Source organism: Isoptericola croceus (assembly GCF_029382255.1).
In the GTDB taxonomy this organism is placed as follows: domain Bacteria; phylum Actinomycetota; class Actinomycetes; order Actinomycetales; family Cellulomonadaceae; genus Isoptericola; species Isoptericola croceus.
Window position 1 is genome coordinate 72,983 of sequence record NZ_JARLLG010000010.1, and the last position, 15,122, is coordinate 88,104.

The 15,122-nt window shown below is 72.2% G+C and carries 8 protein-coding genes; 6 read left to right on the forward strand and 2 right to left on the reverse strand.

Annotation, left to right across the window (positions count from 1 at the left end):
* Nucleotides 1–14: 14 nt before the first annotated feature.
* Nucleotides 15–3,950, reverse strand: coding sequence for a nitrate reductase subunit alpha (locus tag PZC42_RS17780; RefSeq protein ID WP_277212959.1), 3,936 nt, complete (start codon nucleotides 3,948–3,950; stop codon nucleotides 15–17).
* Between the two features lie 278 nt (nucleotides 3,951–4,228).
* On the opposite strand from PZC42_RS17780, the gene PZC42_RS17785 reads away from it, so the two are divergent.
* Genes PZC42_RS17785 through PZC42_RS17795 form a run of 3 tightly spaced genes read left to right on the forward strand, consistent with a single transcriptional unit; the run spans nucleotide 4,229 to nucleotide 9,527 of the window.
* Nucleotides 4,229–5,638: an MFS transporter gene (locus PZC42_RS17785; protein WP_277212961.1), complete on the forward strand. Its 1,410-nt coding sequence runs from the start codon at nucleotides 4,229–4,231 to the stop codon at nucleotides 5,636–5,638.
* Nucleotides 5,639–5,697: 59 nt separating this feature from the next.
* Nucleotides 5,698–7,878, forward strand: coding sequence for a molybdopterin oxidoreductase family protein (locus PZC42_RS17790; protein ID WP_438802971.1), 2,181 nt, complete (start codon nucleotides 5,698–5,700; stop codon nucleotides 7,876–7,878).
* Nucleotides 7,875–9,527, forward strand: coding sequence for an FAD-dependent oxidoreductase (locus tag PZC42_RS17795; protein WP_277212964.1), 1,653 nt, complete (start codon nucleotides 7,875–7,877; stop codon nucleotides 9,525–9,527). Before PZC42_RS17790 ends, PZC42_RS17795 begins: the two co-directional genes overlap by 4 nt.
* A 71-nt stretch (nucleotides 9,528–9,598) precedes the next feature.
* Here the strand turns inward: PZC42_RS17795 and PZC42_RS17800 are convergent, their stop codons facing one another.
* Nucleotides 9,599–10,957 (reverse strand): cellulase family glycosylhydrolase, encoded by a 1,359-nt coding sequence (locus tag PZC42_RS17800; protein WP_277212966.1) that lies wholly within the window; start codon nucleotides 10,955–10,957, stop codon nucleotides 9,599–9,601.
* A gap of 219 nt (nucleotides 10,958–11,176) precedes the next feature.
* Between PZC42_RS17800 and nirB the strand changes: the two genes are divergently transcribed.
* From nirB to cobA, 3 genes are read left to right on the forward strand one after another with little or no spacing between them, the layout of a single operon-like run.
* Nucleotides 11,177–13,864 carry a nitrite reductase large subunit NirB gene (gene nirB / locus PZC42_RS17805; protein WP_277212968.1) on the forward strand — a complete coding sequence of 896 codons (2,688 nt, stop codon included), beginning with the start codon at nucleotides 11,177–11,179 and terminating at the stop codon, nucleotides 13,862–13,864.
* Nucleotides 13,865–13,899: 35 nt separating this feature from the next.
* Nucleotides 13,900–14,307 (forward strand): nitrite reductase small subunit NirD, encoded by a 408-nt coding sequence (gene nirD / locus PZC42_RS17810; RefSeq protein WP_277213026.1) that lies wholly within the window; start codon nucleotides 13,900–13,902, stop codon nucleotides 14,305–14,307.
* Nucleotide 14,308: 1 nt separating this feature from the next.
* Nucleotides 14,309–15,094 (forward strand): uroporphyrinogen-III C-methyltransferase, encoded by a 786-nt coding sequence (gene cobA, locus PZC42_RS17815; protein ID WP_277212969.1) that lies wholly within the window; start codon nucleotides 14,309–14,311, stop codon nucleotides 15,092–15,094.
* Nucleotides 15,095–15,122: the final 28 nt, after the last annotated feature.

Below are 15,122 nucleotides of genomic sequence, written 5' to 3' on the forward strand. Positions count from 1 at the left end.
ACGGCGTGGGGACATCAGTACCGCACCTCCTGCGAGCGCCGCCGGATCACCGTGATCTCGTCGCGCTGGTTGCCTGTGGGGCCCAGGTAGTTGAAGGCGTAGGAGAGCTGGGCGTAGCCGCCGGCGAGGTGCGTCGGCTTGAGCAGGATGCGCGTCAGCGAGTTGTGGATGCCGCCCCGTCGCCCGGAGGCCTCGGCGATCGGGACGTCGACGGTGCGTTCGGTCGCGTGGTACATGAAGACGGTGCCCTCGGGCATGCGGTGGCTCACGACGGCGCGGGCCACGACGACGCCGTTGCGGTTGACCGCCTCGATCCACTCGTTGTCGACGACGCCGATCTTCGTCGCGTCGGCCGGGCTCATCCAGATGTTCGGCCCGCCGCGCGAGAGCGAGAGCATGAAGAGGTTGTCCTGGTACTCGGAGTGGATCGACCACTTGGAGTGCGGTGTCAGGTACCGGACCGTCACCTCGGCCGTGCCGTCGTCGTGCCCGGTGCCACCTGTGCTCCCGGCGCCCTGCGTGCGGCTCAGCTCGGGGTCGCCGAACAGCCGGTGCAGGTCCAGCGGTGGCCGGTAGACGGGCAGCTGCTCGCCGAGCTCGACCATCCAGTCGTGGTCCAGGTAGAAGTGCTGGCGGCCCGTCAGGGTGTGCCACGGCTTGAGCCGGTCGACGTTGACGGCGAACGCCGTGTAGCGGCGTCCGCCGTGCTCGGAGCCCGACCACTCGGGCGAGGTGATGACCGGCACCGGCCGTGCCTGGGTGTCGGCGAACGTGATGCGCTTGCCGGCCTCGTCGCGCGCCAGGTCCGCGAGCTGCCGGCCGGTGCGCTGCTCCAGGTGCTCGAACCCCTGCACGGCGAGCCGGCCGTTGGACGTCCCGGACAGAGCCAGGATCATCTCGCACGCGTGCGTGTCCTGGTCGAGGCGGGGGCGGCCGGCGGCGGGGCCGGAGCGCACCAGCCCGTTGCGCCGCCCGAGCGCGGCCACCTCCTCGAGCGGGGAGAACTTCACTCCCTTGGTGACCATGCCGGCCGTCTCGGTCAGCGGTCCGAGTGCCGCCATCCGAGCGGCGAACGCCGGGTAGTCGCGCTCGACCACCGTCAACCGGGGCATCGTCACGCCGGGTACGAGGTCGCGCTCGGTCGGTGGCCTGCCTGCGTCGGGCACCGTGCCGTGCGGCATCGCCATCTCGTCCGGCGTGTCGTGCGCCAGGGGTGTCGCGACCAGGTCCTGTCGTACGCCGAGGTGCTGGGCCGCCATGGTGGAGAACGCGCGGGCGATGGTGTGGAACATCGCGAAGTCGGTGCGGCACTGCCAGGGCGGGTCGATCGCCGGGCTGAACGCATGGATGAAGGGATGCATGTCCGTGCTGGAGAGGTCGTGCTTCTCGTACCAGGTCGCCGCGGGCAGCACGACGTCGGAGAACAGCGTGGTGCTCGTCATGCGGAAGTCGGTGGTCACCAGCAGGTCGAGCTTGCCGCGGGGTGCCTCGTCGCGCCACACCATCGACGCGGGACGGCGGTCCGGTGGCGACTCCTCGGCGCGCACGGAGGAGTCGGTACCCAGCAGGTGCTTCAGGAAGTACTCGTTGCCCTTGGCGGAGGATCCGAGGATGTTGGACCGCCACACGTTCAGCACCCGGGGGAAGTTCTCCGGCGCGTCCGGGTCCTCCACGGCGAACCGCAGGCGCCCGGCCCGCAGCTCGTCCACGAGGTGTGCGGCGGGATCCTTGCCGGCGGCCCGGGCCTCGTCGACGAGGTCGAGCGGGTTGCGGTCGAACGTCGGGTACGCGGGCATCCAGCCGCGCTGGACGGACTCGACGAGCGCGTCCGCCGTCGTGCGCCCCGCCAGCAGGCCCTTCGCCAGCGGGGATGCGAGCGCGTCGGCAGGCAGCCCGTCGTAGCGCCACTGGTCGGTGGCCAGGTAGAGGAAGCCCGTACCGATCGTCTGACGCGGGGGACGCACCCAGTCCAGCCCGCCGGCGTACTGGGCCCACCCGGTGATCGGGCGGCACTTCTCCTGGCCCACGTAGTGGGCCCAGCCGCCGCCGTTGACACCCTGGCAGCCCGTCACGGTGGTCAGGGTGAGGAACGCGCGATAGGTCGCGTCGCCGTGGAACCACTGGTTGGCCCCGGCACCCATGATGATCATCGAGCGGCCGCCGGAGTCCACGGCGTTCTGGGCGAACTCGCGCCCGATCCGCTCCGCGGCCGCCGCCGGTACGCCGGTGATCTCCTCCTGCCACGCGGGCGTGCCGGGCGTGCTCGGGTCGTCGTAGCCGGAGGGCCAGGTACCGGGCAGGTCGAGGTCGGGACGCTCGACGCCGTACTGGGCCAGCAGCAGGTCGAAGACGGTCGTCACGAGGTGACCGCCGACCCGTCGCACCGGGACGCCGCGGACGACGACGCCGGAGCCGCCGAGGTGCACCTCGGCGTCGCCGTCAGGCACCAGGTCGAAGCGCGGCAGCAGCACGGGAACGGTCTCGGGCGCTTCGGCGCCGTCCGCGACGCTGAGCAGCGGGTCGACGTCGCCGAGGTCGAGGTTCCAGCGGCCCTCGTCGGCGTCCCCGTAGCGGTGCCCGAGCGTCCCGTTCGGGACCACCGGGGCGCCGTCGGCGTCCAGCAGGACGGTCTTGAAGTGCGCGTTGGCCAGCGAGGCCGCGCCAGGCACGACGTCGTCGGGGAGGTCGGCGGCCGTGAGGAACTTGCCGGGCACGACGGCGGGGGTGGTGCCGGACGCGCTCGCTGGTGGCGCCTCGTCGTGCTCGTGGTCGCGATCGTCCTGCCCTCGCAGGCTCGCTCCGGACGCCGCGCCGTGCTCGTGGTCGCGATCGTCCTGCCCTCGCAGGCTCGCTCCGGACGCTCGCTCCAACCGCACGAGGAACGGGGCGTCCGCGTACTGCTTGAGGTAGCTCTCGAACCGCTCGGTGCGTCGCTCGACGAGGAACTCGCGCAGGACGACGTGCCCCATCGCGAAGGCGAGCGCGCCGTCGGTGCCGGGGTGGGCGGAGAGCCACTCGTCGGCGAACTTGGTGCTGTCGGTGTAGTCCGGCGAGACGTTGACGACCTTCTGACCGCGGTAGCGGGCCTCGGCCATGAAGTGGGCGTCGGGGGTGCGCGTCACCGGGACGTTGGAGCCCCACATGATCAGGTAGGCGGCGTTCCACCAGTCGGCGGACTCCGGGACGTCGGTCTGGTCGCCGAAGACCTGGGGGCTGGCCACCGGCAGGTCCGCGTACCAGTCGTAGAAGGACAGCATGGTGCCGCCGAGCATCTGCACGAACCTTGCGCCGACACCGTGGGACACCATCGACATCGCCGGGATGGGGGAGAACCCGGCCACCCGGTCCGGGCCCCACGTCTTGATCGTGTGCACGTGGGCGGCGGCGACGATCTCGGCCGCCTCGTCCCAGGTGGCGCGCACCAGCCCACCCTTGCCCCGGGCGGACTTGTAGAGTCGTGCGACCTGCTCGTCGCCGGTGACCTCGGCCCAGGCCAGGACGGGGTCGCCCGTGCGGGCCTTCGCCGCCCGGTAGGCCTCGAGGAGGACTCCTCGCACGTACGGGTAGCGCACGCGCGTGGGGGAGTAGGTGTACCAGCTGAAGGCGGCCCCGCGAGGGCAGCCGCGGGGTTCGTACTCAGGGGAGTCCGGCCCCACCGACGGGTAGTCGGTCTGCTGCGTCTCCCAGGTGATGATGCCGTCCTTGACGTACACCTTCCACGAGCAGGATCCGGTGCAGTTGACGCCGTGCGTCGAGCGGACCACCTTGTCGTGGGACCAGCGGTCGCGGTAGAAGACGTCACCGCCGCGCCCGCCGGTCAGGAAGAGCTGCCGCAGGTCCTCGCTCGTCTCACCCCTGCGCAGGTGCCGTCCGAGCCGCAGGAGCGGGTCGGTCTCGGGGGCCGCGGCGCGATCCGAGGTCCGGGGCCTGCCTGCGGAGGCGTGCGTCATCGCGACCTTCCTGGTGGGAGCACTCGGTGTTCCGACAGTTGGAAGTCAAGCGCAGGGCCGACCCTCCTGCATGCCGAACCCGGAACTCACAGCCAGGTACCCTCGGCTGAGAGATTCGCCTCATCGAGAATTCACGCCCCTACACCGCACAGCGAAACACCCTGTTCCTACTGTCGTCCTCACCGGCCCGACGTCGAGCCGGTCCGGCACCCGGCACCCGCCGGGTGCCGTGGCCCCGCCCGGCGTCGTCGGGCACGAGCACGGATGGGAGAACGACGATGGTCGCTCCGACTAGTGGGACCACCTCGTCCGAGGCGGTGCCGACAGGTACCGCCACCACCCCCGATGTCAGTGATGTGGCAGCGGTCGACGCGCCACCACGCGGACCGGTCCACCGGTCCGGCCGATGGATCGACCACTGGGACCCGGAAGACCCCGTCTTCTGGCGCAACGGCGGGCGCAGCATCGCCCGCCGCAACCTCGTGGTGTCGATCTTCGCCGAGTTCCTAGGCTTCTGCGTGTGGGCGATCTGGTCCATCGTGGTCCCGCAGCTCCCCGCCGCCGGCTTCGAGCTCACCGCCGACCAGATGTTCTGGCTCATCGGTGTCCCGGCGCTCGTGGGTGCGACGCTGCGCATCCCGTACACGCTGGCCGTGCCGGTGTTCGGCGGGCGCAACTGGACCATCATCTCCGCGGCGCTGCTGCTCATCCCGACGCTGGCCCTGGCGTTCATCGTGCAGCGTCCAGAGTCGTCGTTCGGTGTCCTGCTGCTGGTCGCGGCGCTCGCCGGACTCGGCGGCGGGAACTTCGCCTCCTCGATGGCGAACATCTCGTTCTTCTACCCGGAGAAGGAGAAGGGGGCGGCGCTGGGCTGGAACGCGGCCGGTGGCAACCTCGGGACCGCCGTCGTGCAGTTCGTGGTGCCGCTGGTGATCGTCACTGCCGCCGGGGTCTCGCTGCAGCGGGCCGGACTGGTGTTCATCCCGTTCATCCTGCTCGCGGTCGTGCTCTCGTGGCGGCTCATGGACAACCTGGGCACGGCCAAGGCGGACCCGCGGTCGTTCGGCGTCGCCCTGCGGGAGAAGCACACCTGGATCATCTCGTTCATCTACATCGGCACCTTCGGCAGCTTCGTCGGCTTCGCCGGGGCGTTCCCGACGCTGCTGGCCGGGCAGTTCCCGGAGGTCACCCTCTCGCTGGCGTTCATGGGGGCACTCGTCGGATCGGTCGCACGGCCGGTCGGCGGCATCATCTCCGACAAGCTCGGCGGCGCGATCGTGACGATCGCCAGCTTCGCCGTGATGATCGTCGGCGCGATCGGCGCGATCCAGGCGCTCGGCACCGGCTCGTTCGCCCTGTTCTTCGGTTCGTTCATGCTGCTGTTCATCGCGACGGGCATCGGCAACGGGTCGGTCTACCGGATGATCCCGGCGGCGTTCCGGGTCGCCAGTGCGGGAGGTGGCGGCGCAGCGACGGCGAGGGCCGCAGCCGGGTGCATCGGTATCGCCGGGGCCGTGGGAGCCTTCGGTGGGTTCCTCATCCCGCGTGGGTTCGCGATGTCCACCAACGCGACCGGATCCCTGGTGCCCGCCCTGTGGGTGTTCATCGGTGCCTACGTGGTGATGGCTGCCACGACCTGGTTCGTGTACTGCCGCCGCAGCAGCGTCATGGGAGCTGCCCGAGTATGAGCTCGATCCCTGCCACGTCTGCCAAGACGCACTGTCCGTACTGCGCGCTGCAGTGTGGCATGGAGCTCACGCCCGCCGGGGCCCCGACGTCGTCCGCTGGTGCGGACGGACGGCCGGGCACCGGCGGGCGTGAGCCCCTGCCGGTGACCGTCGCGCCGCGTGACTTCCCGACCAATGCCGGGGGGCTGTGCCAGAAGGGCTGGACCAGTGCCACGGTGCTCGGTGTGCCGGACCGCATCACTACCCCGTTGGTGCGCGGCGCCGACGGAGACCTGGCTGCCGCGACCTGGGACGAGGCGCTCGACCTCATCGTGTCCCGGGTGCGCGCGGTCCAGGCGGAGCACGGTCCGCAGGGTGTAGCGATCTTCGGTGGCGGGGGCCTGACCAACGAGAAGGCGTACGCGCTCGGAAAGTTCGCCCGGACCGTCCTGCGCACGCCGAGCATCGACTACAACGGCCGGTTCTGCATGTCCTCGGCGGCAGCGGCCGGCAACCGGGCGTTCGGTGCGGACCGGGGGCTGCCGTTCCCGCTGACCGACCTGGGCGGTGCCGAGGTGGTGCTGCTGCTCGGTTCCAACCCGGCCGAGACGATGCCGCCGTTCGTCCAGCACCTCGCCGGGGCGCGCGAGCGTGCCGGTCTGGTCGTCGTGGACCCGCGACGCTCGGCCACGGCCCGGCTCGCCGACGACGGTCAGGGAATCCACCTGCAGCCCGTGCCGGGGACCGACATGGTGGTGCTGCTCGCACTGCTCCACATCGTGGTCGCCGAGGGTCTCGTGGACCGCGACTACCTGGCGCAGCGCACCTCCGGGTGGGACGACGTCGTCAGGTCGGTCGCGGCCTGGTGGCCCGAGCGTGCGGAGACCGTGTGCGGCATCCCGGCCGAGGAGCTGCGTGTCACCGCCCGCCGCCTTGCCGCAGCTGCGCCGTCGCACGGTGGGCGCGGCGCCTACGTGCTCACGGGACGTGGCGTCGAGCAGTCTGCCCAGGGCACGGCGACCGTGACCGCGGCGATCAATCTCGCCCTGGCGCTCGGCCTGGTCGGTCGCCACGGCTCGGGCTACGGCTGCCTGACCGGTCAGGGCAACGGCCAGGGCGGGCGCGAGCACGGCCAGAAGAACGACCAGCTCCCCGGTTACCGCAAGATCGACGACCCGGCTGCCCGTGAGCACGTCGCCGGCGTGTGGGGCGTGGACCCGGCGAGCCTGCCGGGACCGGGCCTGCCGGCCGTCGCGCTGCTCAACTCCCTGGCGACGCCGGGCGGTCCGCGTGTCCTGTTCGTGCACGGGTCGAACATCCTGGTCTCTGCCCCGAACGCCGACCGGATCCGTGAGCGGCTCGAGGCGCTCGACCTGCTGGTCGTGTGCGACTTCGTGCCGTCGGAGACCGCGCGGCTGGCCGACGTCGTCCTCCCCGTGACGCAGTGGGCGGAGGAGGAGGGCACGATGACGTCGCTGGAGGGCCGGATCATCCGGCGCCGGCAGGCGACGCAGGCACCGGGTGAGGCGCGCTCGGAGCTGTGGTTGCTCGCCGAGCTCGCCCGGCGGCTCGGCTCGCCGGTGGCGTTCCCGACGGACCCGGCAGTGGTCTTCGACGAGCTCGCGCGAGCCTCGGCGGGCGGTCCGGCGGACTACTCGGGGCTGTCGCACGCGCGACTGGACGCCCACGAGGAGGCTGGCGGCGACGGGCTGTTCTGGCCCTGCCCGGCGACCCCCACCGCCTCCGGGAGTCAGGACCATCCGGGCACGCCCCGGATGTTCCTGGAGAAGTTCGCGACGCCGGACGGTCGCGCACGCATGGTCCCGGTCGACCACGGCGGCCCCACGGACGACGTCCGCACGGACGCCCCGACGTATCTCGTGACCGGCCGGGTGCTGCAGCACTACCAGTCGGGCGCGCAGACCCGGCGGGTGCCGGAGCTCGACCGGATCGCGCCCGAACCCTTTGTCGAGATGCACCCGCAGCTCGGGCTGCGCCTCGGGGTGGCCGACGGCGCTCTGGTTCGGGTCGAGTCCGCACGCGGCGTGGTGGAGGCCATCGCCCGATGGACCGACGTCGTGCGTCCCGACACGGTCTTCATGGCCTTCCACTGGAGCGGGATCGGCAGCGTCAACCGGCTCACGTCCGACGCCGTCGACCCGATCTCCTCGATGCCCGAGTTCAAGGTGTGCGCGGTCAGCATCAGCCCTGCCACGCCCGCCGCGCAGGACACCCCCGTCACCCAGGAGGTTTCGGTATGACTCTCCACGTTCCGCTGAAGATCGTCGTCGTGGGCAACGGCATGGTCGGTTCACGACTGGTCGACGAGCTGGTGCGTCGCAGCGCCGAGTCGTTTGACATCACCGTGCTGGGGGCCGAGCCGTACGAGCCGTACAACCGCGTGCTCCTCAGCGACGTCGTCGCCGGCCGGACCGACGTCGCGGCGATCTCGATGCCTGAGCCGACCGGCGACCACGTGACCACGTTGCGCGGGGTGACCGCCGTGGCGGTCGACCGCGACGCCCGTACCGTCACGGACTCGGCCGGGGCGGTGCACGCCTACGACCATCTGGTGCTCGCCACCGGTTCGCAGGCGCGCGTCTTCCCCCTGCCCGGCCTGGTCGACGACGCCGGATCGGTGAACCTGCCGGGCGGGGCGCACGCGCTGCGCACCCTCGACGACGCCCGCGAGATCGTGGCCGCGAGCGTCAACACCCCGCGGGCGGTCGTCGTCGGGGGCGGGGTGCTCGGGGTGGAGGCGGCCCACGGGCTCGCGGGGCGCGGACTGCAGGTCACGCTCGTGGACCTGTCGCCCGCCCCGATGTCCCGGCAGCTCGACTCCGCCGCCGGGGCGGTCGTGGCCGCGGGGCTGCGGGACGCCGGGATCACGCTGCGCTGCGAGACCCTGCCGAGCGAGGTCCTCGTGGCGGGCGGCCGCGTGGTGGGTGTGCGGCTGGACACCGGGGACGGCGGCGAGGGCGAGGTCATCGCTGCCGGGCTGGTGGTGCTGACCACCGGCACCGTGCCGGAGACCGGCATCGCCCGCGACGCGGGTCTGACCACGGATCGGGGAATCGTCGTCGGGCACGATCTGGCGAGCCCGGACGATGCGCACGTGTACGCGATCGGTGACTGCGCACAGCCGCCGCAGGGTTCTCGCGGCCTCGTGGCCGAGGGCTGGGACCAGGCGCGGCGTCTGGCGGAGCATCTGACCTCCCTGGTGGCGGTCCGGGCCGAGCAGTCCAAGCGGGACAACACGCCCCGTGAACACCTGCGGTTCCCGCACGAGGGTGCCCGGCCGTCCATGGCGGTGCGGCTGGGGACGCTGCTGGCCTCCCGGGCGGCCACGGACCAGGGTGTCGACACCCGCGGCACCGACGTCGTCAAGGTCAAGGCCGGTGCGCTCAGCATCGTCGCGATGGGCGTGAGCGGCACCCGCGAACCGGCGGCCGGGGAACGGTCGGTCACGCTGCACGACGCCTCGGGTGGCCGCTACATCGAGGCCGTCGTCGCCGACGGGATCCTCGTGGGCGCCACCTGCGTCGGAGACGCCCGGGTCGCGGCCGACCTCACCGCGGCCTACACACGCCGTACCCCGGTGCCGGTCGATCCGGCGTTCCTGCTCCTGACCCCGGTCATGCCGAGCGCGGAGCCTGCGACGTCCCCCGAGCACATGCCCGACGACGCGACGGTCTGCCGGTGCAACGGCGTCAGCAAGCACGACATCACCCGGTGCTGGGACGACGGCGCCCGGACGCCCGACGACATCGCGGCCGCTACACGCGCGACGACGGGTTGCGGCACATGCCGCGAGGCCGTGTGCGGGCTGGCCGACTGGCTGGGCGCGACGCGCGGCGCCGACGACGCGTCGGACGCCGAGCCCGAGCCGGCCGGCCTCGCGGTCGTGTAGCTCTCATGCTCCGGTGCGCCCGACGCGGTCCCCTCGCCGTCGGGCGCACCGGGATCCTCCCGGCAGCAGGCTCAGGCCTCGCAGCCGACCTCGCCGTCGGACGGCGGTGCGCCCGACCCGATGAACCCGTACGACGCCGTCGCCCCGGCACCGAGCGAGCCGTTCCAGGCGGCGTGGGTCACGGTCGTGCCGTCAGCTCCCAGCGTTCCGCCCCAGAGCTGGTCGACGACGACGCCGCCGGGCAGGGTGGTGCTCCAGCCGTCGACGGCGGAGTCCCCGGCGGTCACGGTGACCTGGGCCTGGTACCCGCCCTGCCAGGAGTTGGCGACCGTCAGCGCGGCCGTGCAGGCGCCCTCCACCGGGTCCTCGGTCGGGGTGGGCGTCGGGGTCGGGGTCGGCGTGGGTCCGCCGCCACCGAAGACCGATGCCTCCACCGAGGTCTCGGACAGCCCGTCCGGCCCGGTGAAGATCCGCTCGCCCCAGGGCGAGGGAGTGCTCACGTCGAAGTTCTCCACGAGGTCGAGGTAGTCCACGCCCCCGCTGTTGCCGCTCCAGGACCAGGCCAACCAGCCGAGCCCGAGCCGACGCGTCTCGGACAGGATGGCGTCGAGGGCCACAGAACCGTCGGAGTGGTCCCAGCCGAACTCACCGACGATGGTGGGCACGCCGAGGCCGACCATGTGCTCGAGGTAGTCCGTGACCGTGGCCGCCTGGGAGTACACGCCGTACATGTGGATCGAGAAGATCGTGTTGTCCTGCGGGTCCGCCGCCGCCACCGTGGGCGCCTGCTCGTACATGATGCGCTGCCAGTCCTGGCCCCAGTTCGGGGCGTCGACGACGAGGGCGTGGTCGTAGCCGATGCTCCGCATGCGTTGGATCGCGGCGGAGGTGTCGTCCGCCCAGCCGGCGTTCGTCGCGGCGTCGTTGCCGTAGGGCTCGTTGCCGATGTTGACCAGCACCTTGTCCTCGGAGCCGGCGAGCGTCGGGTAGAGGTACTCCCAGTAGTCGACGGCCTGGTCGAGGCTGGCGGCGCCCGGCGCGTGCTCGGGCTCGCCGTAGCCGGTGGTGTCGTGCACCTCGAACAGGCAGATCAGGCGGTGGGTCTCGCACTCGTCGATGATGTCGGCGACCTGCGCGGCGTCGGTGCGGGGCCAGCGGTCGCCGCTGGCGAGCACGACCCGCACGGAGTTGGCGCCGACCGACTTGATGTCGGCGTACGAGCCGGTCTGTTGGGCGTACCAGGCGTGCGGGTGGTTGACACCGCGCAGCACCAGGTCGGTGCCGTCGGCCTCGACGATGCGACCGTCCGAGACATGGATGCCGGGCGCGTCGTCGGCGGCTGCGCTGTGGGCGGCGAGCGCGCTCACGCCGCCGGCGGCGAGCGTGGCGGCTGCGATCCCCGCGATGGTGCGGGTCCTCAGGCGGGTCATGGGTGGGTCCTTCCGGTCGGGGTCCCTGGCACGGGCCACCGTGCCGGAAGATGCCCGCAGGCGGAAGGTGCTGAAGCGTTTAAGTGCGCCTGGGCCCACCGTCGCGCGACGACTGTGTCCGGCTCCTCTCACGGACCACGGCGCACGCGTGAGCAAGATGTTCCCGTGGGGTAACCACCCCCTGACGGTGCGGTCACGGCGGCTGCCTAGGTTCGGGACATGACCAGTGAGCCCCCCACCTCAGCTCAGGCCGACGGCCGGCGCCACGTCGTCGTCGTCGGCGGCGGCATGGTCGCGCAGCGCTTCGTCGAGGCCCTGCGCGCCCGCGACACAGCCGGTGAGTGGCGCGTCAGCCTCTTCGCCGAGGAGCCGCGCAAGCCGTACGACCGCGTCGGGCTGACCCGCTACTTCGAGGTCCGCGACGCCGAGGAGCTCACTCTCGGCGACCCCGCGCTCTGGGACGACCCGCTCGTCGAGCTGCACCGCGACTGCAAGGTCGTCGCCATCGATCGCGAGGCCCGGACGGTCACCGACCGGCTCGGCACCGTCCACGCCTACGACGAGCTGGTCCTGGCGACCGGGTCGAACGCGGCGCGCCCGCCGATCCCCGGCAACGACCTGCCCGGCGTCTTCGTCTACCGCACCATCGACGACGTCGCCGAGCTGCGCGGCTGGGTCGAGGCCAAGCGCGAGGCCAACACGGTCGAGACCCGGGGTGGCGTCGTCGAGAAGCCCGTCCGCGGCGCCGTGATCGGCGGTGGCCTGCTCGGCCTGGAGGCCGCCGGCGCCCTCAAGGCGCTCGGCGCCCAGGCGACCGTCATCGAGTTCGGTACGCACCTGATGGGCGTCCAGGTCGACCTCGGCGGTGGCCAGGCGCTCAAGCGCCTCATCAACGACAAGGGCATCGCGGTGCGCGCCGAGACCGCCACCAAGGAGATGAAGCCGCACCGCCGCACCGGTCACGTGGGCCGCATGGACTTCGCCGACGGCGGTCGTCTCGACGTCGACGTCGTGGTGATGGCCACCGGCGTGCGACCGCGCGACGAGCTGGCCCGCGAGGCCGGGCTGGCGATCGGCGAGCGCGGCGGCGCCGTCGTCGACCTGACCTGCCGCACCGAGGACCCGCACGTGTGGGCGATCGGGGAGGTCGCCTGCATCGAGGGTCGTTGCATCGGCCTGGTCGCGCCGGGCAACACGATGGCCGAGGTCGTCGTGGACCAGCTCCTCGGGGGCGAGGCCGAGTTCCCGGGCGCGGACACCGCGACCAAGCTCAAGCTGTCGGGCGTCGACGTCGCGTCCTTCGGGGACGCGCACGGCCGCACCGAGGACTGCATCGAGATCGTGTGGGCCGACCCGACCGCGGGCGTCTACAAGAAGCTCGTCATGTCCGACGACGCGAAGACGCTGCTCGGCGGCGTGTTCGTCGGCGACGCCGCGCCCTACGCCTCGCTGCGCCCGATGCTGGGCGCCGAGCTGCCCGGTGACCCGGCGGCGTTCCTGCTGCCCGAGGGTGGCGGAGCCCCCGACCTCGAGCTGCCCGACGAGGCGAACGTCTGCTCCTGCAACAACGTCTCGGCCGGCGCCATCCGTGGTGCCGTGACCGAGCACGACTGCACGTCCGTGGGAGACGTCAAGAGCTGCACACGCGCCGGCACCACCTGCGGCGCCTGCCTGCCCCTGGTCAAGAAGATCACCGAGACCGAGATGGCCAAGGCCGGCATCGAGGTCAGCACCGCGCTGTGCGAGCACTTTGAGATGTCCCGCGCGCAGCTCTTCGACGCCGTGCGGGTGGCCGACCTGCACTCGTTCACGGAGATCATCGAGCGCTTCGGTGTCGTGCCCGACGGCGCGTCGAGCCCGGGCCGCGGCTGCGACATCTGCAAGCCGGTCGTCGCGTCCATCCTGGCCAGCCAGGGCAACGGGCACATCCTCGCCGGCGAGCAGGCCGCGCTGCAGGACACCAACGACCACATGCTCGCCAACATGCAGAAGGACGGCACCTACTCCGTGGTGCCGCGCATGCCCGGTGGTGAGGTCACGCCCGAGGGCCTGATCGTCGTCGGGCAGGTGGCCAAGGACTTCGGCCTCTACACGAAGATCACCGGCGGCCAGCGCATCGACATGTTCGGCGCCCGCGTCGAGCAGCTCCCCGAGATCTGGAAGCGCCTGGTCGACGCCGGCTTCGAGTCCGGCCACGCGTATGGCAAGTCGCTGCGCACGGTGAAGTCGTGCGTGGGCTCCACGTGGTGCCGCTACGGCGTGCAGGACTCGGTGGGCATGGCGGTCGAGCTCGAGCTGCGCTACCGCGGCCTGCGCTCCCCGCACAAGCTCAAGCTCGGCGTCTCCGGCTGCGCTCGCGAGTGCGCCGAGGCCCGCGGCAAGGACGTGGGCGTCATCGCGACCGACAAGGGCTGGAACGTCTACGTCGGCGGCAACGGCGGCCAGACGCCCAAGCACGCCCAGCTCCTCGCCGAGGACCTGAGCACCGACGAGCTCCTCCGCGCGATCGACCGTTTCCTCATGCTCTACATCCGCACGGCCGACCGCCTGCAGCGCACCGCGCCGTGGGTCGAGGAGTACGAGGGCGGCCTGGACGCCATCCGTGAGGTCATCCTCGAGGACTCGCTCGGCATCTGCGCCGACCTCGACGCCGCGATGGACCGGCACGTCGAGGCCTACGAGGACGAGTGGAAGGCCGTCCTCGAGGACCCGGAGAAGCTCGCCCGCTTCGGCTCGTTCGTCAACGCGCCGACGACGCCGGACCCTGCCCTCGCGTACGTCGCCGAGCGCGGGCAGAAGCGCCCGGCCACCGCCGAGGAGATCGCCGCAGGGCCGGACGGCCCCGTCGACCCGTCGCTCACCGGTCCGGTCCTCGTGGCCGGCGCCACGCTGGAGGTCCGCGCATGAGCGCCGTCACCGACACCCCGACCATCTCGACCGACATGGAGGCCCCCGTGAGCGTCGCCGACCAGGGGACCGCCCCCGTCTCCCGGTGGGTCGCCGTGTGCCGGCTCGACGCGCTCGTCCCCGAGCGCGGGGCCGCCGCCCTGCTGGAGCGCGGGGACGGCTCCACCGTGCAGGTTGCGGTCTACCGACTGCTCGACGACACCGTGTGGGCGGTCCAGCAGCTCGACCCGTACTCCGGGGCGAACGTCATGTCCCGCGGCATCGTCGGCAGCCGGGGCGAGGAGCCCACGGTCGCCTCGCCGATCTACAAGCAGGTCTTCGCCCTGGCCACCGGAGCGTGCCTCGAGTCCGGCGGCAAGACCCCGAAGCCGGGCCTGGGCGTGCACCTGGAGTCCTTCGCCGCCGAGGTGCGCAACGGCGTCGTGCACGTGGGGCTGGCCTGACATGAGCGCCCCGGGGCACGTCACGCTCGTCGGGGCCGGCCCCGGCGCGGCCGACCTGCTCACCTACCGGGCCTGGCGCGCGATCGCCCGGGCCGACGTCGTCGTCCACGACCGACTCGTGCCCTCGGAGGTCCTCGAGGACCTCGGGGACGACGTCGAGGTGATCGACGTCGGCAAGGCGCCCGGGGCGCACAAGGTGCCGCAGGACGAGATCAACGCGCTGCTGGTGCGCCACGCCCGCGCCGGCCGGCACGTGGTGCGGCTCAAGGGCGGCGACCCGTTCGTCTTCGGGCGCGGCGGCGAGGAGTACGCGGCCTGCGCGGCGGCGGGGGTCGCCGTCGACGTCGTGCCCGGCGTCTCCTCGGCCCTGTCGGTACCGGCGCTCGCGGGCATCCCGCTCACGCACCGCGGGACGACGACGGCGTTCCACGTCGTCACCGCGCACACCCGGACCGGCGAGCAGGATCTCGACGACGTCGCCGTGGCCTGCGTCACGCAGCATGCGGCTACGCTGGTGGTCCTCATGGGGGTGTCCTCGCTGCCGGCGATCGTGACCCGGTTGCTCGACGCCGGCGCGGACCCGGACACTCCCGTGGCGATCGTGGAACGGGGGTCGACCCCCGAGCAACGGGTGACGCGCGTCGGGCTCGACCTGGCGGCCAAGCGTGCCGACGAGCTCGGGGTCCGTGCTCCCGCCGTGATCGTGGTCGGAGACGTGGCGGCGCCGGGCCTGCTGGAGGGTGTGAGTGATCGACGAGACGTCGTCCTGGGGGACGCGCGTGGCTGACACCTCGGCGAGGCCTGCCCTGGGGCAG

Bases quoted from the DNA above. Each gene is read 5' to 3' on its own strand.
- PZC42_RS17800 (WP_277212966.1), bottom strand. From the start codon at position 10,957: ATGACCCGCCTGAGGACCCGCACCATCGCGGGGATCGCAGCCGCCACG.
- PZC42_RS17785 (WP_277212961.1), top strand. From the start codon at position 4,229: ATGGTCGCTCCGACTAGTGGGACCACCTCGTCCGAGGCGGTGCCGACA.
- PZC42_RS17780 (WP_277212959.1), bottom strand. From the start codon at position 3,950: ATGACGCACGCCTCCGCAGGCAGGCCCCGGACCTCGGATCGCGCCGCG.
- nirD (WP_277213026.1), top strand. From the start codon at position 13,900: ATGGAGGCCCCCGTGAGCGTCGCCGACCAGGGGACCGCCCCCGTCTCC.
- nirB (WP_277212968.1), top strand. From the start codon at position 11,177: ATGACCAGTGAGCCCCCCACCTCAGCTCAGGCCGACGGCCGGCGCCAC.
- cobA (WP_277212969.1), top strand. From the start codon at position 14,309: ATGAGCGCCCCGGGGCACGTCACGCTCGTCGGGGCCGGCCCCGGCGCG.
- PZC42_RS17795 (WP_277212964.1), top strand. From the start codon at position 7,875: ATGACTCTCCACGTTCCGCTGAAGATCGTCGTCGTGGGCAACGGCATG.
- PZC42_RS17790 (WP_438802971.1), top strand. From the start codon at position 5,698: ATGGAGCTCACGCCCGCCGGGGCCCCGACGTCGTCCGCTGGTGCGGAC.